Origin of the sequence: Paenibacillus eucommiae (genome assembly GCF_017874215.1) — a bacterium.
Classification (GTDB): domain Bacteria; phylum Bacillota; class Bacilli; order Paenibacillales; family NBRC-103111; genus Paenibacillus_AI; species Paenibacillus_AI eucommiae.
Genome location: NZ_JAGGLB010000042.1, coordinates 1 through 26412, shown reverse-complemented (window position 1 = coordinate 26412; position 26412 = coordinate 1). Strand labels below are relative to the sequence as shown.

The 26412-nt window shown below is 45.3% G+C and carries 21 protein-coding genes; 3 read left to right on the top strand and 18 right to left on the bottom strand.

The features are described 5' to 3' along the window. Positions 1-89: 89 nt before the first annotated feature. The 7 genes from J2Z66_RS36780 to J2Z66_RS36750 form a co-directional block, all read right to left on the bottom strand. Positions 90-4733 (bottom strand): DUF4838 domain-containing protein, encoded by a 4644-nt coding sequence (locus tag J2Z66_RS36780; protein ID WP_209978031.1) that lies wholly within the window; start codon positions 4731-4733, stop codon positions 90-92. A gap of 113 nt (positions 4734-4846) precedes the next feature. Next, the gene (locus tag J2Z66_RS36775; RefSeq protein WP_209978029.1) at positions 4847-5731 is read right to left on the bottom strand and encodes a carbohydrate ABC transporter permease; all 885 of its coding nucleotides are present in this window, start codon (positions 5729-5731) and stop codon (positions 4847-4849) included. Positions 5732-5753: 22 nt separating this feature from the next. After that, positions 5754-6644, bottom strand: coding sequence for an ABC transporter permease (locus tag J2Z66_RS36770; protein WP_209978027.1), 891 nt, complete (start codon positions 6642-6644; stop codon positions 5754-5756). Between the two features lie 92 nt (positions 6645-6736). After that, positions 6737-8431 carry an extracellular solute-binding protein gene (locus tag J2Z66_RS36765; protein ID WP_245376121.1) on the bottom strand — a complete coding sequence of 565 codons (1695 nt, stop codon included), beginning with the start codon at positions 8429-8431 and terminating at the stop codon, positions 6737-6739. Positions 8432-8617: 186 nt separating this feature from the next. Next, complete coding sequence (locus J2Z66_RS36760; protein ID WP_209978023.1) at positions 8618-10033, bottom strand: response regulator; 1416 nt, start codon at positions 10031-10033, stop codon at positions 8618-8620. Beyond that, positions 10014-11783: a sensor histidine kinase gene (locus J2Z66_RS36755; RefSeq protein WP_209978021.1), complete on the bottom strand. Its 1770-nt coding sequence runs from the start codon at positions 11781-11783 to the stop codon at positions 10014-10016. The genes J2Z66_RS36760 and J2Z66_RS36755 overlap by 20 nt, the downstream gene beginning before the upstream one ends. Before the next feature lie 641 nt (positions 11784-12424). After that, positions 12425-13177, bottom strand: a complete 753-nt coding sequence (locus tag J2Z66_RS36750; RefSeq protein ID WP_209978020.1) for a hypothetical protein — start codon at positions 13175-13177, stop codon at positions 12425-12427. 325 nt (positions 13178-13502) lie between these two features. Between J2Z66_RS36750 and J2Z66_RS36745 the strand changes: the two genes are divergently transcribed. Together J2Z66_RS36745 and J2Z66_RS36740 are read left to right on the top strand one after the other, a co-directional pair. Next, the gene (locus J2Z66_RS36745) at positions 13503-14639 is read left to right on the top strand and encodes a sensor histidine kinase (protein WP_209978019.1); all 1137 of its coding nucleotides are present in this window, start codon (positions 13503-13505) and stop codon (positions 14637-14639) included. Between the two features lie 2 nt (positions 14640-14641). Then, positions 14642-15241: a response regulator transcription factor gene (locus J2Z66_RS36740; protein ID WP_209978018.1), complete on the top strand. Its 600-nt coding sequence runs from the start codon at positions 14642-14644 to the stop codon at positions 15239-15241. A gap of 20 nt (positions 15242-15261) precedes the next feature. Here the strand turns inward: J2Z66_RS36740 and desA are convergent, their stop codons facing one another. The 10 genes from desA to J2Z66_RS36690 all read right to left on the bottom strand — a co-directional run bounded on the left by desA (position 15262) and on the right by J2Z66_RS36690 (position 24878). Next, on the bottom strand, positions 15262-16281 hold the full coding sequence (desA, locus tag J2Z66_RS36735) for a Delta(5) desaturase DesA (RefSeq protein ID WP_209978017.1): 1020 nt from the start codon (positions 16279-16281) through the stop codon (positions 15262-15264). A gap of 213 nt (positions 16282-16494) precedes the next feature. Next, complete coding sequence (locus J2Z66_RS36730; RefSeq protein WP_209978016.1) at positions 16495-17622, bottom strand: mandelate racemase/muconate lactonizing enzyme family protein; 1128 nt, start codon at positions 17620-17622, stop codon at positions 16495-16497. 104 nt (positions 17623-17726) lie between these two features. Beyond that, on the bottom strand, positions 17727-18809 hold the full coding sequence (locus J2Z66_RS36725; RefSeq protein WP_209978015.1) for a Gfo/Idh/MocA family protein: 1083 nt from the start codon (positions 18807-18809) through the stop codon (positions 17727-17729). Between the two features lie 35 nt (positions 18810-18844). Then, complete coding sequence (locus tag J2Z66_RS36720) at positions 18845-19255, bottom strand: VOC family protein (RefSeq protein ID WP_209978014.1); 411 nt, start codon at positions 19253-19255, stop codon at positions 18845-18847. Next, positions 19248-19754, bottom strand: a complete 507-nt coding sequence (locus J2Z66_RS36715; RefSeq protein ID WP_209978013.1) for a VOC family protein — start codon at positions 19752-19754, stop codon at positions 19248-19250. The genes J2Z66_RS36720 and J2Z66_RS36715 overlap by 8 nt, the downstream gene beginning before the upstream one ends. A gap of 118 nt (positions 19755-19872) precedes the next feature. Further along, on the bottom strand, positions 19873-20715 hold the full coding sequence (locus tag J2Z66_RS36710) for a carbohydrate ABC transporter permease (protein ID WP_209978012.1): 843 nt from the start codon (positions 20713-20715) through the stop codon (positions 19873-19875). Further along, entirely contained in the window at positions 20712-21602 is an 891-nt protein-coding gene (locus J2Z66_RS36705) for a carbohydrate ABC transporter permease (protein ID WP_209978010.1), read from the bottom strand. The genes J2Z66_RS36710 and J2Z66_RS36705 overlap by 4 nt, the downstream gene beginning before the upstream one ends. A 69-nt stretch (positions 21603-21671) precedes the next feature. Then, a complete protein-coding gene (locus J2Z66_RS36700; RefSeq protein WP_209978009.1) occupies positions 21672-22931 on the bottom strand; it encodes an ABC transporter substrate-binding protein in 1260 nt (419 codons plus the stop codon). A gap of 147 nt (positions 22932-23078) precedes the next feature. Next, positions 23079-23777: an SDR family oxidoreductase gene (locus J2Z66_RS36695; RefSeq protein WP_209978007.1), complete on the bottom strand. Its 699-nt coding sequence runs from the start codon at positions 23775-23777 to the stop codon at positions 23079-23081. A 54-nt stretch (positions 23778-23831) separates the two neighbouring features. Continuing rightward, the gene (locus J2Z66_RS36690; RefSeq protein ID WP_209978005.1) at positions 23832-24878 is read right to left on the bottom strand and encodes a LacI family DNA-binding transcriptional regulator; all 1047 of its coding nucleotides are present in this window, start codon (positions 24876-24878) and stop codon (positions 23832-23834) included. Positions 24879-25094: 216 nt separating this feature from the next. On the opposite strand from J2Z66_RS36690, the gene J2Z66_RS36685 reads away from it, so the two are divergent. Further along, entirely contained in the window at positions 25095-25325 is a 231-nt protein-coding gene (locus tag J2Z66_RS36685; protein ID WP_209978002.1) for a hypothetical protein, read from the top strand. 523 nt (positions 25326-25848) lie between these two features. Here the strand turns inward: J2Z66_RS36685 and J2Z66_RS36680 are convergent. Then, on the bottom strand, positions 25849-26412 hold a 564-nt coding region (locus J2Z66_RS36680; RefSeq protein ID WP_209978000.1), incomplete at its 5' end, for a hypothetical protein.

Genomic DNA, 26412 nt, shown 5'->3' with positions numbered 1-26412 from the left:
CTACTGTCCCAATGGACACATAGCTTGCTAAGAGCATATCTAATTTACGACAAACCTAACTGATCCAACATATTTATTATTACTTTTGACTAATCCAGCTTATAAAGAGAGACATCATCAATAAACAGCTGTTCACCCTCTTTAAATCCCCATTGACGCAGCACCATCTGGAGTTTGACCGGATCATTTACCCATGAACCAATTTCAAACACGTACCAGAAACTAGCCCATTTCCCCTTCTTATCTGCAACAGGCAGTCGAACACTCTCTACTACATCTTGTAAAAGACTGCTGGTGTAAGCATTGAAATTAAATTGAAGCTCACCTTCTGCAGCCGATGCTTCAGGTACAAAATAATGAAACAACGCCCCATATTTGCCTGATGCCTTTAAGGATTCTCCTTCTATATAACTGAAAGGTCCGCCAGGATCTAATCCACTCGTTACAAAGCTGTATTCCCCTGTACGAGCTCTGCTTTTTGTGCGATTAGCCGTTATTGCATGATACACAGGCCCTGCCCAGTAACTCCAATGATCTGGCATCTGTCCATTCGCACTATCGACAACTTCAAAAGAAGGGTTTACTACCAGGTTTGTCTCTTCCCGGCCGTCTGCCAGCAACAAGCGCATATAGTCACGGACGAATGCTGATTCATGATTGGCCGTTAACTCCTCAACCTGTGCCATAACCGCGCCTTCTTCTCCCTCAGTATGCAACCAATCGGCTAATAAACGCATAGCATTGTGGTCTACGTTTGGATTGTTTAGCTGCATTTCACTAACGACGGTTGTAAGCAGCGCCAATGCCTCCTCTGTCGTCTGCAATCCGATCTCTGGTTCTGGTTCTTCTAGTGGCAGTTCATCGAGCTTAAACAGGGAAACATCGTCAATATACAGCTCTTCGCCTTCCTTAAAATTAAAATGAATTAGCCCCATATCCCAAGAATCCATTTCTTCTACCTGGAATGTATACCAAGCACTTACCCACTTGCCATTCTGGCCATCTACCGGTTTTAGCGGACCCATAATTGTAGTCGCTATTGCCCCGCCTCTGAAGCCATTAACATAAAATTGAATCATACCATTCGTTTTAGAATCTTCGGGTACAAAGTAATGCATGAGCGCGCCATACTTTCCTGCCTCTACTTTTCCCTGTCCCCCTAATTTACTAATAGGTCCACCTGGAGAAAGTCCACTGGTTCTAACGCTATATTCGCCTGTACGCGATTTCTTATTACTCCGCTCTATTAAAGTGGCATGATTAACTGGTCCTGCCCAGTATTCCCAGTTCTCCGCTTCAACTGGATCACTTAAGCCTATTTCAAATGAAGGATTTATAATCAGATTTGTTTCTTCTCTTACGACTGCTAGCAATAACCTTGCACTGTCACGAACAACTGCTAATTCATGCTTAGTTGCAAGCTCCTTTATTCTCGCCCTTACTGCTCCGTCTTCTTCCTCCTTTAGCGCCCAGTCAGCTAACGCTCTTAACGCATTATCATTAACACCCGACCATGTAGGTGGATACCATTGATGCTTGAGTACGGGGTCAGACAAGTACTCCGCATATAACTTCATACGATAATCAGACTCTTTCACAGATTGAATAACTCCATCAATTAATGCTAGAGCCTCCTCTGTAGACTTCAGCTCTTCTACCTCTTTTGATTTCGGATAACTGTTGGCTGATGCTTCGTAGTAAGCAAATGCCTTGAGCAATAAATTAGCACGCGCCTTTTGCTTAGGCGTTGTGGCCAGCTCAACCGTTTTTTCCAGCAGCCTGCGGCTTTCGGCAATCTCCTCTGCTGTCACCGCTTGAAGGTAACCTGCATCAAAAAAATTCATAAAATTGTTTTGAGGATTGCTAGTTAGCCAAGCTTCATACCAACTGGTCTTGAACACGCGCTCAGACCAGAACTCTTCCCAATGGTCATAATATGCTTTCAAATACGGCGCTGCCGTTTCTCCCACTGCGCTCGTGTACCACTCCTCAAGCAAATCATCAACGTTCAATTGAGGATTCCATTGCAGCTTGGCTGAAATCCATGGCTTAGGCCCCTCACCAAAGTTAGGAAATAACTCGGCAACATGCGCAATGATACCATTATCATCTGCATACTTATAGTTATCCGCCATCCTCTGAGAGAACACACGGGGCAAGGTGTAAGGGGAACCGTATAAATATTCGTAAAAACCAAGATTAACTCCCAAACTCGACCATTTCTCTGTAATTTTCTCACCCTTTTCACGTACTACAGGATCTGACCAAGACATCCGATCATCTGTAATGTATGGAATAACACGAGGATGAAGTACAGTATCCGCCATAGGCTCCTTGACTAAGGAATACGCTAACAAACCAAAATATTTATCTTTATACTCCTCAAGCACACCTTCAACGACAGCATTCACCCAAGGATAATAGACATAAGACATATTTGGTACACCTTGAGAATTATTTTCTGTTGGAGGATTAGGGTGTCCAGGCACCATTTCGCAGTAGTTCGATCCATCATTGACTCCAAGTGAATAAGATATCTCATCGGGATTGTTCTTGAAGTATTCTTTAATGGTATCAATGGCTGCCGTAATTGTATCCGGATTTGAGAAGCAGGGCTGCCAATCATACGCATGCGTTGGTACGACTCCCCCTGGGTAATACTCTGGATGATTGGAAAATTTTTTGGGATCGAAAAGTGTAGACATATTATGATGGAACTTAATTTTGTCATGCATTCGATTATATCTCGCCCACACACTTTGAATCGGAGGCAAACTGGAATCCGCCTCATTACCAAAAAAATGACGAGATATTGCAGCAGGTTCATCACGAATTAATGCAGAAGAAACCTTGATTGTATCCTGTTCAGGCACATCCTCGCCATCGGGTCCCGGCAACAACCACCGCACACCAACGTAACGCTCAAGAAAATCATATACACCAAATTCGGTTCCATAATCGGTTGGCCCTATAATGGTAATGTTGTTTCCATGAGGCTGAATAATAAAGCCATCACCATCTAATCCCTGCAGGAATCCGTCCACTATAGCCTGATTAGCGGTATCGGTAGTACCGACGTAAATACGGACAAGCTCATCAGGTATAGCAGGGTCATCCGTAGTCAGGACCTCTACTGTTTTCCCGGTGGCTTTATATAAATAATCAATAAGGGAAGCCGCTGCATTACTGATTTGTTCATCTGCATTTGGTGAAACCAGCACCACGGCATGTATGCCCTCATTGTCTACGATGACTAACTCATCTTCCTCTGTTGGCGTTGGAGTTGGAGATGGAGTTGGCGTAGACGTTGGAGTTGGCGTCTGTGTAGGTGTCTGCGTCGGCGTTGGCACCTGAGCCGGTATTTGTGCCGGCGTTTGAGGTGCGCCAGGCCCATCCAGCTTGCCGGGAGACTTTTGAAAGGTTGAAGCCCTTGCCTTGACACTGATCGTCGCTACTTCAATTGTGCCTTCCCCATGTATCTCAGCCACGGCATTCAGAATCAATACCAGAACACCAGCATCGCCTTGGACAGTTAACTTCATATTCTCTGATTTGTCGTTAACGATCAGCTTGCTGACGATCCCCTTTAAAACTTCAAGCGCTGCATTCCGGGAATCTATATCAACGATATTATAATTACCAATTAGCTTTACTATTGAATTGGCAGGGAGTGCATGGGTTAGCTGAATATCTTCAAACCCGCTTCCTGTTAAATCTGATTCTTCAATAATAACGGATGAATTCACTTCAACGGATCCAACAGTGGTAGTTCCTACCGCTACAATCCGAACAGTGCCGTTCTTCTTAGCCACAATAACAGTACCCAGAACACTATTGACTATATGAATGCTGTTGATGCCTCCCCCCTTCACTGTCGTTGTTCCTTTAATCGTCACGTTCTCTAGTGTCACATCGCCTTCACCGATCCCCTCATCGAGAACCAGATTCCCGCTTATTTCCGTATTTCTTAGCGTAATGCCGGGAGCTGAAATCGTTACGTCGGTAACCCTGCTAACACCCGTTGCCGGACCATAAACACCAGCCTCAGTATATACCACAGTTCCTTGGCTATCTCTAGCACGATTCAATGTTACAACAGCTTCTGCACGTGTCATCATAGCATCCGGTCGAAAGCTGTGATCAACAAATCCTTCCATGATTTTGTTGGCAACTACGGCTTTTACTGCATTAACGCTCCATTCAGCAATACGTTCCTTGTCAATAAATGAGCCTAGTGAATCAGATGATACTTTTAAATCCAGTATTCGATTTACGATTAGTGCAGCCTCTTGTCTACGGATCGGATCGTTGAAACCGAGTTTCCCGTTAGATTGACCTACAATATAACCTGCTTTAACTGCCTTGGCAGCTTCTTTATATCCCCAATGAGTAGGAGATATGTCGGAAAAGTTGATAAGTGCCTCCTCATTGTAGTTGAAAGCACGGTTGACAAGGGCCATAAACTCGCCTCTTGTAATTGCACCATCAGGCTTGAATGTCCCATCCGAATAGCCGAAGATTAACTGTTCTTGCAGCCATTCCAGCAGTACAGCTTCCGCCCAATGCCCCTTTATATCTGAGGGATCTGCAGAAGGGTTGGCCCCCACAGCTTCCCGAACCGTGCCCTTGTCTCCGATTTCTGCGGCTGCACTAGGCGCAGCCGTCATGAATGAAGAAAGCCCAAGACAAATGATCAACAATAGCGATACTATTTTGCGCATAAATAAATTCACACCTTCCCTCCATCATCTTTCATTTCATTCATTTCTTCTATCTCATTCATCTCTTCTATCTCAAAATTCAAGCGCTCCAAATATATTCATATTTTCCGTACCTTTAAGCTTACTCACTCCTTCACAGAGCCCAGCATAATACCATGGATAAAATAACGCTGAAGAAATGGATACACGAGCAAAATAGGAATCATCGAAATAATAATTTTCGCGGCATTTAACGTTTTATTGGACAGCTTGGCAAGCAGCCGCAGGTTTTCCGGCGATACTTCATCCATGTTGATCTGCACAACCAGCTGCTGAATATAGGTTTGCAGAGGGTAATTGGCCGGTTTATTCATTAGAATAAGTCCGTCAAAGAATGAATTCCAATGTCCTACAATACTGAACAGCGTAATCGTGGCCAAAGCAGGAACGGAAAGCGGCAAATAAATTCTTAACAGCATATACCAAGGTCCCGCCCCATCCATCTCGCCAGCTTCCTCCAACTCCTTCGGTATGCTGCGGAAAAAATTCATCAATAAAATAACACTAAATACCGGCACTGCCCCTGGCAGCACTAAAGCCCAGATCGTATCCAGCAAATGATAGGACTTAATCGTCATAAACCAGGGAATGAACCCGCCACTAAACATCATCGTAAATACGATAAACCACATAATCACATTGCGGTGCTTGAACTGTTTGACACTTCTGGACAACGGATAAGCCATCAAAGCAGTCAGCACAAAATTGATCGTGCATCCTAATGCAATCCGCTGAAGGGAGATGCCGAACGCCCGAAAAAAATGACTGTCTTCCAGCAGCTTTTGGTAAGCAAGCAGATTGAAGCCAACAGGCCGCCACGTGACCATACCTGCTGCGACTGCCGCTTTGTCGCTGAAGGATACGGCCACAGTAAGCCAGAGCGGCGCAATACACAACAGGGAGAGCATAGAGATGATCAGGATAATCATCCAATCCGCCGCACGTGACTGCCATGTTTTATTAATGACCATACTTTCACACCAACTTGTCTGTTTAGAATATTCGGTAATTGGCGAATCTCGAAGCCATGGCATACGAGATAATAATGAGCACGAAGCTGATGACCGATTTTAATAAACCAACCGCCGTGGCAAAGCTGAACTGAACGTTCACCAAGCCGGCCCGATACACATAGGTATCAATAATGTCTCCCGACTCGTAAACAAGTGGATTGTACAAATTGAAAATTTGTTCGAAGCCTGCATTCAATACATTGCCCAGACTGAGCGTAGCGAGCAATATGACGGTCGTTTGGATGCCAGGAAGAGAAATATGGCGCAGCTGCTGGAGCCGGGAGGCCCCATCCATAACGGCTGCTTCGTATAAGGCAGGATTAATCCCCGTCAGCGCCGCCAAGTAGATAATCGTTCCGAAGCCAAATTCCTTCCAGATATCACTCCCAACGACAATAAACGGGAACCAGCTGTTGCTTGCCATGAAAAGGATCGGTTCTACGCCGAACAAGCCGAATATCTGATTAACCACACCTTCGAATGAAAAGATTTCAACAATAACTCCGGCGAGAATAACCCAGGATAGGAAATGCGGTAAGTAGACGATCGTTTGCGCCCAGCGTTTGAACAATTGGTTGCGAACCTCATGCAGCAGCAAGGCAAACGTCAGCGGTACGACAAGATTCCCTATAATCTTCATGACAGCAATGTAAATCGTGTTGCGCAAAATAACGCGGCTGTCCGGCAGCTGGAACAAAAATTGGAAATGGTCGAGCCCAACCCACGGTGAACGCCAAATGCCCAAGCCCGGCTTGAAATTCTGAAACGCCATCACAATTCCGAACATAGGCACAAGGCTGAAAAGAATCAAACACGCCAAACCCGGAAAAAGCATCAAATAATAGTGAACGGAGTTCGCCCGTTTATTCATCAATTCCACCGACCTTTACTTGCACTAATAGCTTGTTGTCAGATTGCTGCCAGCAGGCTGTCAGTTTGTTTGACAGCCTGCTGCGGCAAGCTTCAGTTATTGCTGGCAGCGTCAATTTCTTTCAGAATGTCCGAACCGCCTAATGATTTCCATTTCTCAACAAAAGTATCAAAAGCTTCGATAGGCTCCCTGCCCATAATAATTTTCAGGAGGGTTTCGTCTTCCAGCTTGTTGAGTGTTGCCCATTTCGTCTCCATGGTTTTGGTCTCCGAGTAGATCAGGCTGTACACTTTATTGTAAGGCTTGGCGAGCGCTCCGCCTCCGACCATATATGAATGGACGCTTCCCCAAAGTCCCAAATCGGCCTTAGGACTGGCTTGCTCCGTCTTAACTAATTCAAGCACACTCTTGTAATTGTCCGGAAGCTCCTCTTCCTTTATTTCTCCAGCTAATGTTTTTGAAATCGATTGATACATGTCGGCAATAATATCTGTCCGCGTTGCCACAAGACGAACCGGCACGTACTCTGGCAGCACATTTTTATCGAGCTTATCGGCATCAGGAAGCGAGAAAGTGTTTAAGGCGATGAGGGCAGCCTCAGGATGCTTGATTCCTTTTTTCACTACAAGAAATTGATTGCTGACGGGTCCCATCACGGAGTTGAATTGGCCATTCGCATCAACGGGTCCGGTAACGGGCTGCCAATCTGCTTTCGGATTATTTTTCACTGCATCCAGCAGCGCCCCGCCAAATGGAGCCCACCAAGGACTGAAGAACATCCCGGCCTTGCCTCCGGCGATAAGCTCGGCTGCATCCTTACGCAGCGCAAACTCCTTATCGATTAGGCCGGCGGCATACATCTCCCTCAATTTAAGAAGCGCATCCTTCATTTCCGGCATAATCGATCCATAGATCACATTCCCGCTGCTATCCCTCAGCCATGTTTTTGGATAAGCACCAAAGGAGGTGAATATGGAGCCGAAGCCTTTGTCTGTACTATTCAGCGCCGTGTTAGGACCTGGCAGGCCGATCGTATCGGCTTTTCCATTATCGTCCGGATCCTGCTCAATAAATGCTTTGGCCACCTTGATCAGGTCATCTACAGTTTTGGGCTGCTCCAACCCCACCTTATCCAGCCAATCCTGGCGTATCCACAAGAGCGGTACGAAATCCGCTTCCGGAGCCTGGTTCGGAATGGCCATCAGCTTACCGTCAAAGGTAGCCATCTCTAGCGACTTTCCTTGCGAGGTAGCGAACACCTCTTTCATCTGCGGCGTAGCATAGTTCTCATAAACCTCTGTCAAGTCTTCCAGCTGCCCGGCTTCCACCATTTGCCGCAGCTGTTTTTCCGTAACGATCATCACATCGGGAATGTCATTGCTGGCAATCGCGACTTCAACCTTCTGCTTAAATGCATCACCTGTCGCTGCTGTTAACGTATAATCAAATTTAATATTCGCTTTATCCAGCACATAACGTGTGTATTGATTATTTTCCAACGTGTCTCCGGTGGGCAAGCTCTTGTCTTCAGGCAGAATAGCTTTCGCAAGCGACAAGGTCACCGTCTCATCATACCTGCCAAACGGATCTGCCGGCTTGACGACAGCTGGAGTGGCACTCTCCTTGGTGTTTCCTCCGTCCTCCGATTTACTGCAAGCGGTAACAAAAACAAGTGAAGCGATGAGACTTAATGCCAGTCCTTTTGTGAAATTCTTGTTGAATATCGTAGACCTCTTAGTAAATCTCTTAGTAAGTCCCTTCGTGAATGATTGGGTAAATGTTTTCAATTGATGCTCCCCTTCCCTTCTGTCAACTCCATATCGTACGTCTTTTATCATAAAGGAAAAGGATCGATTCCATGTCGCTAATCGATCCTCACAATAGGCTGCAAACAGCCTTATATTATTTAGTCAGGCTTCGCAAACCTCAACCGGGCGGATGCAATGGATCCCTTTTTTGCGTTCAAATGTATACTATGGCCCTTGACGGTATTCACTCGGCAGCTTTCCCGTTTGCTCGCGAAACATTTTGCTGAAATATTTTTCATTCGGATACCCGGTTTGGACCGCTATCCAGTATATCGGTTTGTTCGTTTCCCGCAGCAAAGTTTGGGCGTAAACAATTCTGGCATCACGCACATAGTCCTGAAAAGGCTTGCCGACAATATCATGAAAGCAGGCGCTCATATAGCTCGGGCTCATGCCTACTGCTCTGGCAACATCCTTCAGCTTGATGTCACAGCTGAGATCATCATGAATCCGCTCTGTCGCTCTCATAATGCTCTCAACGATGTCCTTGGCATAACGGGCTTTCATCGTATTTGTGCGAATATGCATACGGACAGCGTGCAGCCAGTCCAGCCAATCGCTCCAGAAGCGCAGTCCATCCATTCCTTCTTTGAGCACGGAAGGTATTTCTGTGAATCGCTCCCATCTGGTCATCGCTGTATAGAACAGGCTTTCCAGCTTCGGCGCAGGCAGAAGCAATTGTTCCATTTGAGCCACATATTCATGAAATCGCTGCTCATCATTGACCCAATACAGGGACGCCCATTGCTCCCGTATGGAAGTGATATCAACTTCGCCCTGCAGCGAATTTAGCGCATGATTCGTCGATATAAGCTTCGATAGCTCGCTATAAGACAGCTCATACAGCGACTGGCCTTTTGCATAATCATAAAAAAAGCGGCGCGAAACGTACTCACGAAGCGAGGGAAGCAAAGAGCTCTTCTCCAAGCCCAGCAGTCCGGACAAGTTCAGCACAACCCCTTGCCCATCGGCAGCTTCCTGAGCCCATTTGTTCAGAAAGCTCCGCTCCTGGCACTCATCCCCGACAGGACAAAACCACAGGTTTGTTTCCACTTCCGTCCACGCAGCCTGCATCTCCTTCAGGCAGGACTCTCCGGGACTCCCCTGCCCCTTGGTCAGAGCAAGGAATACATAAGCTTTATCGTGCTGCAGTCCAGTCTGCGGAGGTGAAGGTTCACTTGAGTTATAGGCGCTGTCTGCTTTGACCTGTTGAATACGCGCTGTAATTCTGCGCAGCACCTCATCCATCTGTTCCTTTTCCAATTGAACCTTGGCGATATAATCAATTGCCCCAAGACGCAGTGCCGTTTGAATATGTTCAAAATCCTGATGAAAGGTCAGCACAACCATCCATACATGAGGAAAATGCACCCTCACATGCCTCATCAAATCCAGTCCCGACATCTTGGGCATCGCCAAATCGGTAATCAACAGCTCAATGCCATGCTCTTTAATTAACGGAATGGCCTCAACTCCATTGGCTGCTTCCGCGGCTACCTCCAGCCCAAAATCAGCCCAAGGCATCATCGATATTAACCCTTTTCGCACCAGATGCTCATCTTCAACGATCAATACTTTCATGCTTATTCAGCTCCTTATGCCCTATAGGCAGCTGTAAGTTGATCTTGGTTCCGCTGCCAGCCTCGCTCATCACCTGAAGCCGCGCATCGTCGCCATAGCGGTATTTCAGCATATGAAGCACATAGGCAATACCGATTCCCATGCCAATGCTTTTGCGTTCCTGGTTCTCGGTATCAAACACCCTGCTGATTTCCGCTTCCGTCATCCCTGCCCCGTTATCAGATATTTGAATGGACACACGGGCATTTTCTTCATGGACAACCTCAATCTCTATAATCCCATCGTCGCCAATGCCATGGTACAAAGCATTTTCAACCAATGGCTGCAAAATAAACCGCGGTATACGAGTCTCAAGAACGTGATCTGCTGCGCGAATATGAATATCGAATCGAAAATTATAGCGGATTCCCTGGAGCATGACATAATCCTGTAGAGCTTCCAGCTCCTCGCGGATCGTCACCATCTCCTCTTTACCTAAATTGTAATAGATCACTTTATTTAAAGAAGAAATGAGCCGATCAATCTCATCCTGGCCGTTCATTCTTGCCAGCCACCTTACGGTATCAAGCGTGTTATGAACAAAATGCGGGTTGATCTGCATCCTCATTTTTTCCACTTCCAGCCTGGCCTTGGCCTGCTCCTTCTCTTCGATGCTGGTGATCAAATTCCAGGTTTTCTGCCTCATTTCGTGAAACTGATTCAATAATAAATCAAATTCCAGCACCCGCGTCAGCTTTAACGGAGAATGAAACTGGCTGTTGGCCATCATTTGAATCTCTTTCCTCATCCGTTTAAGCGGCCTGTATACAGTTCGCCAAATGATCCAGGACAGCAGCAGGCTGAATAAAAGTGCACCGCATGCAAGAAGCATGTATTTCAAAAAAAAGCTCCGCATTTCGCGGTCGTAAATGTTTTCAGGTATGACAACTGCGATTTTCCAGCCTTGATTCCCTTGATCATTGAAATGATAATATCCCTTCGATTTGGCTGTAACTCCTGTCCCGAATTGGCTCACATAATCCATGCCTACGGGAAAATCGTCCGGAATCTCACTGTAGGCGATTTTTCCCTTGTTATCAATCAGTAAATGCGCCGCCTTCATCCCATACTGAGCGTCATGAAATATCGCCCCGGTAAATTTGTTATTCGACTCCATGTAGATGTACAAACGATCCAGGCCTGCCACATTCATTTCCCGGGATATCGACAGCACATAATGATCATCCTGATTATTCATCGTTTGGTGGGGGCCGTGATAAGTAATGCCGTAGAAATTGGAGAAAACAGGTAGCTTACTCATCTCAAATCCAGGTCTTACCTGATAATTCTGAAACATAAATTCCTTGGTATCAGCAAAATAATAAAACAACAGCCCGATATTCGGATTGGTCGATCCGATTAAATTAAGCTCATCCTCGATCTCCTGCGCTCTCGACTTTTTCTCGTACAAATTATCATTCGTTAAATAATCATAAATAGTCCGTCCCACCCGCCCGTCAAAAGCAAGCTGCTGCGACACATGATTTAAATTGCTGAACATATTTTCCAGCGAAAAGCGCACCTGCTTCAAATTGTGCAAAATGCCATTCTGAATTTTACTGTCCACCAGCGAATAAAAGGAGAAATAAGAAATAAACCCGATCAGCAGCAGGGGAATCATCGAGCTGAGCAGCAGAACGGCAATCAGCTTTATTTTCAGCAGGTGAAACCATTTGTAAGCCTGGACCGAAAATTGATCTGGTAAAGTCATCTTTGGCAGTCCCCAGTTTTTTTTCCACCATCATAACATAAAGAGATTTTAGTCGAAAGCGCTTACTGATGAAAAGACGCCTTGCGGCGTCCTGTGAGGCGCGTGTTCATAACGTTGGAGCATGACGGAGGGAATGGCTGTGGGCTCCAAGCCGCTGTTAAAGATTTGTTCCCTTGAACGGAAAGGATCAGGGGGGAGGAACAAATCTTTAAAGGCAGACGCTATCGCTCTTCCTCCCACACCCCTTACCTCTCTTTAGCTACAATCGCACGAACACCATGCTCAAACGGACAGCCAGCAAGGGTTTTTCTCTTGGTTAGAGGAGAAGTCCTAGCTGGCGCAGGCGCTGGGGATGAAAAATGGAGAGGATCTGCTACTTTAACGATGTTTTTCATCGTTAAAAGCACCAGATTCTCTCCACAACCATACTTTAACGATGAAAAACATCGTTAATCCCTGTTAAACAACCCTCTGAGAGGCCATCCGACCTCTTTTAACGATGAAAATCATCATTAAAGTGCTGATTGGCCTGAAGACACTCACTTTAACGATGAAAAACATCGTTAAAGTGAAGCGCACGCTCAAACGAAATGCCAGCAGACTCACCGAGCTGCCAAGGCCAAGCTACGTAAGCTACCAAACTACATCACGATACTGGAAAGCAAAGACACAAGCAGCAGATAGGCTGCTACAGAAAAAATGACGAACGAGGCCAGGCGCTCCTTGGCAATTTGAAACATGTCGGATGCTGCGATGACAGATAGCACAAGTGTCGACAGCAGGGTAACTGTTACGACAAGAAAAGACAGTTTAATGCTCATTAGCGCAATAAGGCCAGCGGCTACAAAGCCTGCTCCAACTACAAACTGCATCGCGCCAATTTGCGTAATAAATTGTTTGATTGACAGACGCCGCCCGCCTCTCCATAGGCCGATGAACCACAGAGCGGCAAGAAATGAAGCCGCGGAGATGAGAGAAATTAAAAACATTCTGCCAAATATAGCAGCACTCACCGACCTTTTGGTTTCCATCAAATCGGCAAATCCGCCAAATCCGCCACCAAAGCCAAACATGCCGAACAGCATGCTGTTCATTGCACTGCCCATAAATAAAACCCAAACAAGAAACCCAACAACAGCCGCGGCAATACCGACTACGCCATATCCAAAGTCAGTACTGGAGCTAAGTTTCATACCTTCCAGCGGATTCTTTAGCAAGCGTAATATTACGTTCCTGTCCACCTGCTTGACCGAAGCGGTCAGATCATCCAATACAGAACGCTGCGCTCCTGATGCTCCTGCCGCCCCCGCCGCTACTGGAGGAACATCCACCGGGGACTGCCCCCCGGCTGCTGTGTCTTCCCACGGCTTTTCATTATTTTTATTCAAATCCATCTCAAAAAAACCTCCTTCTCGAATTGATGTTTCAATCTAGAATTGGTATTTCAATTATGTGTGCAAGCATGACAAGTACGATATGTATGAAAGGCGCGTAAAATTTATGCCTGAATCTACCTACATAATACTTGATTTTCATGTCATAGTGTGTCGAAATGTGTCTTTTCGAATAAATAATTTCTGACTAGATGGAATGATTTCATCCCATTTTCTGCACTCTAATGCATATGTACACAAGATTCATCAGTGCGCTCAAACTCCGCTTATCTTTTGTGGTATGATAGGATCAAGGTTAAAATTGCTATGAAAAAGAGGTTATACGATGCAGAAGCTGTACTCCATTTTCCCTAAAAGCACGGGTCTTGCTCCTTATATCTGGGTCGTATTTTGCATTTTGCCTTTTTACTTTATTTTCCGCTCCTCCTCTACGAATGAAATTATTTTCGGAATTATATTAATCATTATATTTTTTATTTGCTATCGGCTGTCGTTCACGGCCAAAGGCTGGCCTGTGTATGTATGGACCAGCATTCAGATTGTCATTTCCATCATTATGACCTCTCTCTTCGGTTATGTTTATTTCTCCTTTTTTCTCGCTTTTTTTATCGGCAACATTCAGAATCGCATTGGCTTTTTCACCTTATATTCGGTTCATTTGCTTAGCACCTTCATCACCATTAACTTCGGACTTGCCCTGCAAACCAAATGGTTTCTTGCCCAGTTTCCGTTCATCCTGATAAGTCTAATCGGAGTTATTCTGCTCCCCTTCAACGCTTATTACCGTAATAAAAGAGGCGAGCTGCAAGAGCAGCTGGAGGATGCCAACAAACGGATTTCCGAATTCATCAAGCAGGAAGAGCGTCAGCGCATCGCCCGCGATCTTCATGATACTCTTGGGCAAAAGCTTTCGCTTATCGGTCTGAAAAGTGACCTGGCAGGGAAGCTGATTTATAAAAATCCGGAAAGAGCGCAAAGTGAAATGAAAGATGTTCACCAGACCGCCAGAACGGCCTTAAAAGAAGTCCGGGAAATGGTCTCCCATATGCGCGGCACCCGAGTAGAGGAAGAAATTATCCGGATTAAGCAAATATTGAAAGCTGCCCAGATCGAGGTTGAATTCGTAGGCCTGGCTAGGCTGACCAATGTGTCCTTATTTATAGAAAATGTGCTCAGCATGTGCATGAAGGAAGTTATCACGAATGTCGTCAAGCACAGTCAGGCTACCTCCTGTCAAATCAGCATCGAGCAGTCCAAAACCGATATCAAAATTAGCGTTCAAGATAACGGGGTCGGCATTACCAAAGAGGGCTACACGGTCAAAGGAAACGGGCTCCTTGGTATTAAAGAACGGGTCGAGTTTGTTAATGGAAGCCTGGACATCAATTCCGATGGACAAGCAGGAACAACGGTAACGATTAAGGTACCTAATCTGGTGAAGCAGACGGGAAGGGGAAGATAGCCATGATTCGAATCGTGATTGCGGAAGATCAGCGGATGCTGCTCGGAGCTCTGGGTTCTCTACTTGATTTGGAGGACGACATGGAGGTCGTTGGAAAAGCGAACAATGGTGAGGAAGCGCTGGCGCTTGTGCGCAGTCTGCAGCCTGATATTTGTATTATGGATATTGAAATGCCGATAAAAAGTGGACTAGACGCTGCTGAAGAGCTCAAGTGTTTGGACTGCAAGGTAATTATTTTAACAACATTTGCTATTTTTGGATATTTTGAGCGGGCTATGAAAGCTGGAGTGAACGGATATTTATTAAAAGATAGCTCAAGCGAGGAATTAGCAAGCTCTATTCGCAGTGTTATGGCAGGCAAGCGTATTTACGCGCCGGAGCTCGTAGATGGTGCATATGGAGAAGAAAATCCGCTCACCGAAAGGGAGCGCGAGGTGTTGGAGCTGATCGCCAACGGGAAAAATACGAAGGAAATTGCCAGCCAGCTCTATATCACGACCGGAACGGTGCGTAATTATATTTCGGTAATCCTCGATAAACTCCAGGTAAGCAACCGGATCGAAGCGATTACCAGGTTCAAAGAAAAAGGATGGTTTAAATAACCATCCTTTTTCCTTTTATTTTATTTTAAATCAATCGCTGGTTTAATTACCAAATGCCTTATATCCCTGAAGCTCACAAACCGCTTACCTTGTTCATCCCAAAGACGGAAGCGAAGCGATTTCAAGCTTGTAGCCAGTGTGATCGTCTGTACATTCTGTAAAGGAGCCTTCGTATCATGCAGCTCTTCCAAATAATAATTTGGTATTCTTGGGCTAAAATGATGCACATGATGAAAGCCGATGTTACCAGTCAACCATTGCAGGATTTTCGGTAGCTTATAGTAAGAGCTTCCATCCATAGCCGCTTTGACGTAGTCCCAATCCTCTTCATTCTCAAAATAAGAATCCTCAAATTGATGCTGTACATAAAACAACCAAATACCAAGTGCTCCTGAAACATAAAACATAGTACCTTGAATCATCAGGAATGCCTGCCAGCCTATTGCCCAGCACATCAAACCGTAGGCAACGACTATTGCTGTATTAGTAATATAAGTGTTAATACGCTCTCTGCGCTTGGCTTCTTTCCGGTTTAAACGGTAGGAAAAAAGAAATATAAATATAGGACCTAGACCAAACATAACAAATGGATTCCGATATACGCGGTATACAAGCCGCTGCCATGGAGTAGCAGATATATACTCCTCAATCGTCATGACCCATACGTCGCCAATCCCTCTTTTATCTAAATTGCTGCTTGTGGCATGATGAATAGAATGAGTAGCTTTCCATTGCAGGTATGGAACAAAAGTTAAAACGCCTGCTATCGTTCCGACAATTTCATTAGCTGTCCGATTCTTAAAAAACGATCCATGACAACAATCATGAAAAATTATAAAAGTCCGAATTACAAAGCCGGAAGCACAAATTGCTAATGCAATAGTAAGAAAATAAGAAACGGATAAACTAAGATAAGCCAAATACCAGAGGGCAACTAGGGGGATAAGTGTGTTGACAAGCTGCCAAATACTCGCTTTTAAATTAGACTTTTCATAAGGGGCAATTTCCTTTTTGAAGCTAAGCTGTTCTTTTTTGAGCATCAGTTCTCCCAATTCCTGTAGCGTTGAGTTTTGACTGTGAAGTCTGTAATTTAATTATAAAGGAAAGGAGCAGATGTTAGTAGTAACAAACGTCAAGTGGCAAGTATGACAAATGTCATGTTTACGAACTTTGGCAATAAGAAAGAATATAGAAAGAATAACAGAATAACCCCGCCAGCTCAAGCGCTAACGGGGAAGGAAGTTTTCTTTTTTTTAGTTACACCCATTTACTGAGAGAAATGTAAGTTTTTCTTCATCGATTTCTACGCCAAGCCCAGGTCCCTCAGGTACCAAATAGCTGCCATCTGAAATCTTGATCCTGTCCTTCAATATATCGTCACCGTGTGCCATGTATGTGCTATCCATTGGAAAGGTAAAGGCCGGCATCGTACATGTCGCATGCAGAATAGCAGCCAGCTTGACTCCCATGTCCCAGCCGCAGTGATGAGCAAGCGATAAATTCGCTTCGTGTGCGATTGCATCCAGACGTATTAATTCGCTGATCCCGCCAAGCGCCTCGAAGTCGACAATCGCCACGTCGATGCAGCCGCGTTTGACCGCTTCGAGCAGGTTGCCCGGGATGTAACAATCTTCGTTGATCCCAATCGGGGTAAGGGATCGATCGCGCAGCGATTTCAAATCGTCAAATTTATTGTATTTGATCGGCTGCTCGACAAACTGAAGATAACAATCTTCCACGCCATGCAAATACCGCAGCGCCGTAGGCGTGTCATAGCCCATGTTCATGTCCACGCGGAACTGGAACTCATCGCCACCTGCTTCACGTATGGCTATCGCACGCTTGATATCACTTAGGACGTCCTTGCCGCCTTTTGTTTTTAGCGTACGGTAGCCTTCCGCTTTGATCTGGGCTATTTTCTCTTTTGTTTCCGCGATATCGAGCATACCAAGCGCATAAGCGATCTCGATGCTGTCACGGAACTTGCCGCCAAGCAGCTCATACACTGGTTTATTAACCGATTTACCCATAATATCCCAGCAAGCCATCTCAACCCCAGTTAGGAAGCTCTTCGTATTGATTTGCGGATTGGAGCCCGGATTAAATTGCTTCATGATCGGCTTCAGATCAAACGGATTTCTGCCTATCACGAGCGGCTTGATATAATCGTCGAGGAGCACAGCGGTCACCTTCGTCGAAATGATCGGATTCATCTCGCCCCATCCGGTAATCCCTTCGTCGGTCGACACCTTGAACAACAAGCTGGTCACTCTCGTAGTCCCTACTTTATCCTGACTTCCCCAATAAGGTGCGATCCCGCCCTCCGCAACCGGAATAACCGGTACCTCCACCGGAAACATCTCGATAGCAGTTATTTTCATAACAATAGCTCCTTCTTTATTAAATAGAGGCAAATTAGAGACAGCACCTACAATACAATCTCAACGTGCAATACAGTTTATAATGAATAAAAATTCCGTCCGGATTATAAATACACAGGTTGCCCGGTTTCACTCGACTGATAGATTGCTTCAAGAATTTCCGTCACTACGAGCGCTTCCTCTGGCTTAACGACCAATTCCTTGTCGTAGGCGACGCTCTCGATCCACAGCCTCATTTCCATATCGGCATCAGTTTCAGATTGCCCTTTATAAAATGCGACCCCGCCCGGAGACAAGTCGATTTGTTGGATATACAGCCGATTCAAGTCATCGCCATGAATGCGCAAGCCGTCCAGCATGTCGGCTCCACCTTCCGTACCGCATAGAACCGTTTGTGCTTCACCAACCTGCAGCGAGTTCAGCGCCCAGCTAGACTCCAGCATAATCGTCGCGCCATTTTTCATCTTAATGAAGCCGAAAGCAGAATCTTCCGCCGTAAACTTGGCGGGGTCCCAAGGCCCAAATACGTTGGCAGAATGCGGTCTGCTGCTCATTTTCTTATAAGTCGAACCCACGACTAGCTCCGGCTCATAATTGTTCATCATCCATAATGTCAGATCGAGCGCATGTGTACCTATATCAAGAAGCGGACCGCCGCCTTGTTTCTCTTCATTCATAAATACGCCCCAGGTTGGCACTGCCCGTCTCCGGACAGCTAGCGCCTTAGCAAAATAAATATCGCCTAAATCGCCCCGATCGCACACCTGCTTCAAATATTGGCTGTCCGGCCGATATCGGTTCTGATAACCAATCGTCAGCTTCTTCCCTTTTCTTCGGGCGGTTTCCAGCATGCTTCGAGCCTCAGCTGAGGTCCTGGCCATCGGTTTCTCACACATAACGTGCTTATCCGCCTCCAAGGCGGCGATCGATATTTCTGCATGCGTATGATTGGGCGTGCATACATGGACAACATCAATCGTCTTATCGGCGAGCAGTTCTTGATAGCTGGCAAATACCTTAGCGTCACCCGTCCCGAATTGCTTCGCCGCATTCCCGGATTTTTCGGGGGAATGATCGTAGAAGCCAACAACCTCGACATGCTGCAATTTGATTAAGCTAGGCAAATGCTTACCCGTTGCAATGCCGCCACATCCAATGATACCTACTTTTATTTTGTTAATGGACATTCCTTGCCCTCCACATGCGAAGCTTTCGCGCTTTTTTACGAATTCATTTGCGGGGATTCCGGATTCATCTGCATAAACTCAATCCGGTTACCGTCCGGATCTTTAACCCAGCACTGATAATTTTTATCCAGGCCTTGTTTGGGCTCCACATCCAACGTTAGCCCTTTGCCTTTGACATGATTGGCGATTTCTTGGATATCGTTTACCTCCAGGCATAAGTGTGCATAGCCTATCGTCTGATTATCAACATCATTTTTGTGCGTACCGCCGTAAAATAACTCAATAAATTGCCCCTTGCGTACTTCTACATACACAATCCAGGGTGCATTGTCGGAAGGGTGCTTTAATTCAAATAATTTGCGAAATCCTAATATATCACAGTAAAATTGCAATGATTTCTCCATATCCTTCACTACGTACGCTGTATGTCCAATTCCTTTAATCATGGTTTTTGTCTCCTCCTGATGTTTGTTTTTCGCCGATTTCTTTAAATTCGATAGTTACGCCAAGAGCGTTTTCCGTTTCAAAGTAAGCATACCGTTCATGCCCCTTTTCGGTTCTTTGGACCACTGGCATTCCTTTGCTTTCCAAAAGCTCAATATGCTCGTCAAAACCTTCGATGTTATAAGCCAAATAGTGCACCCCTTGACCGTGCTTCTCCTGAAACTCAGTCCAAGGGCTTGGCTGCTTCAGGGGTTCAATCAATTCGATATAAATAGGTTCCATCGGAATTAACGCGGTTTTACATCCTGTATTCCTGTATTCACCCCGATATAACGTATATGCAGGTGCATTGGGATCTGAGGGTGGCAGATCGCTTTTGGGTACCCTTACCGCCGGAACTTCCTTCAAGCCGAACAAATCGGCATAAGTTTTCACGGCTTGTTCGATATCGTTTACGATAATGCCAACCTTCACTATCTTGTTTGTTGATATGGCTTGCATGTGTTTCCCTCCAGTTTTCTATCTATTTTATTTATTCAATAATACGTCTTCTGAATAATCAGATTCCGTAAGATTGCATTGGGGTGTCCGAGTGCTGCCAAGGCCTACCAAGGCCTACCTAACCTTTAACTGCACCATCCGATAAACCTTTCACAAAATATTTGTTACATAAAAGGAAGATGAGCAGCACAGGTACAGAGATGACGACAGAAGCGCTCATCATCCCGCCCCAATCCACGACGAATTCGCCACTAAACTCATTCACCGCAATGGGGAGCGTCTTGACTGATTCGGAATGGGTCAAATTCAATGCGAACAAAAACTCTTCCCATGAGTTCAAAAAGGAATTCACACCAACGGCTATTATCCCCGGTATCGAAATGGGCAGGATGATTCGGAACAAGGCTCCGAGGCTGCTCGCACCGTCGATTTTCGCTGCTTCCTCCAGTTCTCTGGGAACCGTTTGGAAAAATGAGCGGAGCATAATAACGCCCATCGGAATCGTAACGGCCATATTGGCGATAATGACCGCGGCATACGTATCAATCAAATGAATTTTATTGAAAATCATGTAAAGTGGCATAATAATAATGACGCCCGGCATCATTTGCCCGAACAGCAAACCTGTCGATAAGGCACGCGAGCCAGAAAATCTGTATCGCGCAAACCCATATCCCGCCAATATAGAAATGATAAGAGTCATGAATGTGGTACAGAAGGTAATAATGACGCTATTCAAGAACGCGCGTGGTATTTTGCTCTCAAAAATAACTCTCCGGTAATTCTCGAGTGTAGGATGGTCACTCGTAAACCTGGGCGGAACCTGGAATATTTCCGTTATTGGCTTGATCGAAGTGGCAAACATCCATACAGCGGGGAAGAACGCAAAGACAATCAAAAAAAGTAGAAATAAATAGCTGCCGCTATACTGAGCGAAAATACTACTCCTTCTTCTCTTCATTTTCTCTCATCCCCTTTCAAGAAAAACTTGATATACACGACTGCAAAAGCTGCTGTTATCGCGAACAACACAACACTTGCGGTCGAAGCCATGCCGAAATCAAAGTTCTGGAAAGCAAATTTATAAATATACATCGACAATATTTCCGATTTATGCGCCGGACCGCCTTCTGTCAAGGCATATATGAATGTAAAGGCATTAAATGTCCATATCGTAAGCAGCAAAATGACGGTATAGCAGGTAGAAGCAATATAAGGCATCGTAACATTAAGAAATGCTCTGACCGGACCCGCACCATCCACTTTGGCGGCATCCCTTAATTGCTGCGGAACACTCTGCAAAGAAGCCTCAACCATTAGCATAACGAAAGGATACATCTTCCAGACGTTGACGATAATAGCCGATAGAAGTGCAGTATCGGCTCCAGACACCCAAGTGATGTTGGTTGAAATGATACCGAGCGACTTCAATATATAATTGATAATCCCAAAGTCAGGATGATACGACCATTTCCAGATGTTGACACCTATGATGCTAGGGAGCACCCAAGGGACCATGATAAGGATACGGAGCCCTGTTTTGAATCGAATAAAGCTCTGATTAATGACAACAGCTGCCACAAATCCTATTAGAAATTGAAAAAACACACTGCCTACTGTCCAAATCAAGGTTGCCTTAACCGAATTAAGAAACAACTTATCCTGAAATAGCTCCACGTACTGAGAAAACCCGACGAATTTCAATTGATCCGAAAAAATATCACTTTTGTTAAAGCTCATATAGAATGTGTAAATCAATGGATACAGCATGACAAAAGCGATGACGATTACAGCAGGAGCTACGTATATTAACCCCGGATTACGAGCAAATTTGAATCTGTGCAGCATACGGTACACTCCTTTATGAACGGCTTGCTTCCTCCAATTGGAAGCAAGCCGTTTTAAGCATGACTAGAGCTATTTCTGAAGCAGCTTGTCAACCTCCTGCGAGGTTGCTTTCATCATTTCTTCGACCGATACGTTCTCAATCATCGCTTTTTGAAGGTTATCATGGATGATTTTCCGGATCTGTGTCATTTGTGGTATTGCTGGCATTGGTGTCGCGTACTTCAATCCTTCCAGGAAGGGCTTGATAAGTGGATCCTGGTATTTCTCATTGCTCGCCGCCGAGACGCGGGAAGAGAACGTATTGCTGTATTTCACAGAAATCTCAGGGGATGCAATAAAATTAACGAATTTCCAAGCTGCTTCTTGTTTTTTGCTTGATGCGGTTATCGCAACGTTCCAGCCGCCAAGCACTGTTTTGCGCTCTTTGCTGTACGGAGCCATCCCCGTGCCGAACCTAATGTTAGGGTTCGCTTTGTTAATTGGATCAATGTCATAGTTTCCACTTATGAACATAGCGACTTTCTCGGTGGAAAACAGATTACGTGAGGCAGCGTTGTCATTTTCCATCGTGCTGTCCGGTGTTACCTTATGAGTCTTATACAAATCAACATAGAACTGGGCTGCTGCGATGGCTTCAGGCTCGCTCAACTTTGATTTCGTATAGTCTTCATTTAAGACATCCCCTCCGAAAGTCCGGATCATCGTAATCAATTGCATCGATAAGTTTCCAGGCTGTTTACCTACCAGACCAAATCCGAACGTTCCGTCTTTTGTCAGTTTCTTGGCGTCATCCAGTACTTGCTCCCACGTTTCAGGCGCTTTAGTTGTGTCGATGCCAGCTTTTTCAAAAAGTGATTTATTATAGAAGATACCCAACGTCTCACTGCGATAAGGTAAAGCGTATATCTTGCCCTTCACCTGAATCGTCTTCAATGCACCTGGCCAAAAATCCTCAAGGTCGACCTTATCTTTAGCTATAAAATCATCCAACGGAAGCAATCCGCCAGCAGTGGCAAAAGGAGCCGTCCAATCCGCAGCGATATTGATCACATCGGGTCCCGAATTATTTTTCAGTGTAACCAGATATTTGTCCTGCATGCCGTTATCGGGGAAAAACTCGGTTTTGATTTTGATGCCAGGATTCTGCTCTTCGAATTCTTTAATAATTCCCGGCGTAACTGGCTCATTCCATGCAGCATCCCAATAGGTTAATTCGACGTTTTCTGTTCCGGTACCAGACCCTTTATTGTCTTTGGAAGCGCATCCTGCAAGTAAGGAGAGCACGAGCAGAGTGACCACCAACAGCATCCCTAGTTTTTTAATTTTCATATCCTGACCACCTCTTCTTAAGTTGTAGCCTTGCATTGAAAGCAATTTATGTTATTCAGCCTGCTGTTACGAGTATTAACGGGAAACCTCCATTCCAATGTATTTATTTGATGAACAGCGGCTGCTTAACGCGAAATTATGTGTGATCTACAATGGCATCGGTCTTCCCCGGAAATCAATAAACGAGATCTTGCTGTTAACGGTTACTTTCCGTTCAAGCAAATCGAAGATGCCACTGGCCGTCTCGTTCGGGTCTAAGGGGGCTTCTTCGCCGCCCATATCCGTTTTCATCCATCCAGGGTGAACGGCGTATACGATAATATCCTTATCTTTGACATACGCTCTTAGCCGTTCACTGAACATATTTAATGCAGTTTTCGACATGCTATACGGATAATTGGTGCTGAACGCGTTGAGAATCGTACCCGCCTCAGATGAAATGTTGATTATCGAAGGGGTGGTTCCTTTATAAATTAAGGGCAAAAAGTGCTTAACTACCTGCATCGGTCCAAATGTGTTGACTTCAAAGGTCCAACGAACTAAGTCCATATCCAAATCTTCCAAGTATTTCGTAGACTCTTCCATGACAGCCGCGTTATTGATGATGCCATCCAATGATGCGGTTCGTTGTTTAGTCTGATGCAGCGCTTTGATGACTGATTGCTCCTTCGAAACATCCATTTCTGTAAGCAAAAGATTATGTGAGAAGGTTTCCGCTAGTTGCTTCAACGGGCCTGCTTCATCAACATTGCGAACTGCAGCATGAATGATGTGACCACGACGCAATCCTTCAAGCGTGAGCGAGTACCCTAATCCCCTGTTTGCCCCAGTAATCAGTATGTCCATTTTTAACCTCCTTAGAAATAAACGCGCGTTCACAAAAGTACAAAAAAATTTGGATTATCTTTTTCTGCATGATTCCCTCTCTATAAAATGGAGATCCAGACTCACTTTAATAAACTCGGTCCCGATGCCCTCTTCAATCTTTTCAATCACCTTCTGGGTTATCTGCTGCATCATTAGTCCGAAATTGGCTCTGAACGTAGATAATGCCGGCCTTAAATGAGCGCTTAGCATCTGATCGTTCAAACCGATGATCGATATTTCATCCGGAACTTTTATGTTATTGTCCTGCAATGCTCTGAGAGCACCGTAGGCTATATTGTCATTGGAGGCGAATATGGCCGTCGGCAAATCACTCTCGCTCGAATTGGCCAGCAAATCCGTAATGGCTTGATAGCCGCCTTTCTCATAATGGCCCGGCATGATCCATTTATCATTCACTTGCAAGCCGTGCTTCTCCATTCCAATCAGAAATCCCTTGTATTTGAAATTCGCCGATGATTTCTTCATGTCTCCATTAATGATGCCAATTTTCTTATGGTTTAAGCCAACAAAATAGTCAACCGCTTGAACAGCAGCTTCCTCGTTATTGAAGTTGTATACAATTCTGTTCGGCTCGTTGCGGCCGGGCAGCACTTGATCGACGATTCCGACAATAAAGCCTTCCGCAATCAATTCCTCTACCATCGGCTCGTGATTAGCGCAGCCGATAAATATCCCTCCATCAATCCGGCGCTGCAGGAATACCTCCTTCACACCCTTGATGCTTTCCGTATAATTCGTATCGCCGATGATATTGGTCAATACGTAGTACCCCAGCGCTGAAGCGTTCTCAATAACACTTGTGATCAGCGAATTTGCTGATGTTTCTTCCGAAACATGTCCCCGATTAATAAAGAATAATCCGATGGTCTTCGTCTTCTTCCCAGCCAATATTTGCGCAGAAAGATTAGGCACGTAGTTGTATTCCTCGATTACCTTCATTACCTTTTCTCTCGTTTTTTTAGGAACATTCGGGTAGTTATTAATCACTCTGCTGACAGTGCTTCTTGATACGTGAGCAAGTTTTGCAATTTCTTCACTATTGATTTCTATATGTTTCAACTTGCAGTCCCTCGCTTCGGCCGAAAATAACTTATAAACACGCGTTTATTTATTTCAATATATCAGGTGTTGAAAGCGATGTCAATTAGAATGTGAAAGACACCTTGTGGCGTGTGCTTTGAGATGCGTGTTCGACTTGGGGTGTAACGGAGGAAAGGGATGTGGGCTCCAGCCGCTGTTAAAGATTTGTTCCCTTGAATGGAATGGATGAAGGGGTTGGAACAAATCTTTAAAGGCGGACGCTATCGCTCTTCCACCCACATCCCTTTCCTCTCTCAGCTGCAGAGTGCGAAACAAGCCAAGCTCAAACGGACAGCAGCAAGGGTTTTTCTCTTGCTTGGAGGAGATTTCCTAGCGGGCAAGGTGCTGGGAATGAAGAGCCCGCAACGCTTCTGTTTCCTGACCGAAAGGGATAGTGACTTCAATGAAAATCTGGAATTCATGTAGGCGTCCTTTGATGAGCATGTTCGTGACTTGGGTGCGTTGCGGAGGGAATGGCTACAATCGCACGAATCACACGAACACCAAGCTCAAACGGACAGCCAGCAAGGCTTTTTCTTTTGGTTAGTAGAGATTTCCTAGCGGGCGCAGGCGCTGGGGAAGAAGAGAACGCGCAGGTGAGAAGGATTTGCTACTTTAACGATGAAAAACATCGTTAAGTGGAGTACACGCTCATTTCAGCGAGGTTGGGCTGCTACTGCTACGATCAAACGGATAACGGACTTTCAGTAGAAGTTACTTTCCTGAGGGATAGGGATAGTGGCGATAGGATAATCTGAGCTTCCTTTCTGACTCCCTCGCAGGATGAAGAGTCACACCGTCCACTTTCCCACTGTAAAGCTACACTGTGTATTCGGGAATTTTTCACTCCAGGCATCACCCAAAAAGCTTATACTTTCTAATAAGTTCATAAAATAAACCAGGCCCACACTCCCTGAAGGAACGTGGACCTGTCCTATTAAACTACCATTTAATGCTCTACAACAACCATCATGTAGCCTTCTATTTCGGGCAGCGGGATGCGGATGTATCCGTCTATAAGCTCATAGGCAAGCGGTTGTTGCGTAGGCGCTATGTAAACAGCCTTGGCACTATCTCCCTTGATACTTACCACACCCCCGTGCAGGACGGAATGCTCCTCGATCACATTGTATTTGCCTCTCAGCTCTGGGTAGGTTACTTTGATGTGGATCATTTCCATGTTCTCTTTGGCAGTTACAGAGACGCGTGCAGTAGAAGGAATACGCTCGAATGTTAGAACCGGATCTGCCAGCAATTGTTCGATACAGTATTTCAGCAAGTATTTATGCTCCGGCATCGCGTATTCACCATATCCGGTGAACAGTTGAAAGCCAATTTGGAATATGTCCCCTGAACGCAATACCGCCGGATGTCCCGAATATTTATCTGGTGGTGTGTAGAAAGTTCCATGAAAGCCGTCCCATTCTCTGTTAAAGTAAGGCTGATAATAATCGGCAATCACTTGGGCTCCAGATTTATCGCTGATCAGGATGCCCTGATTATAGACTGCACA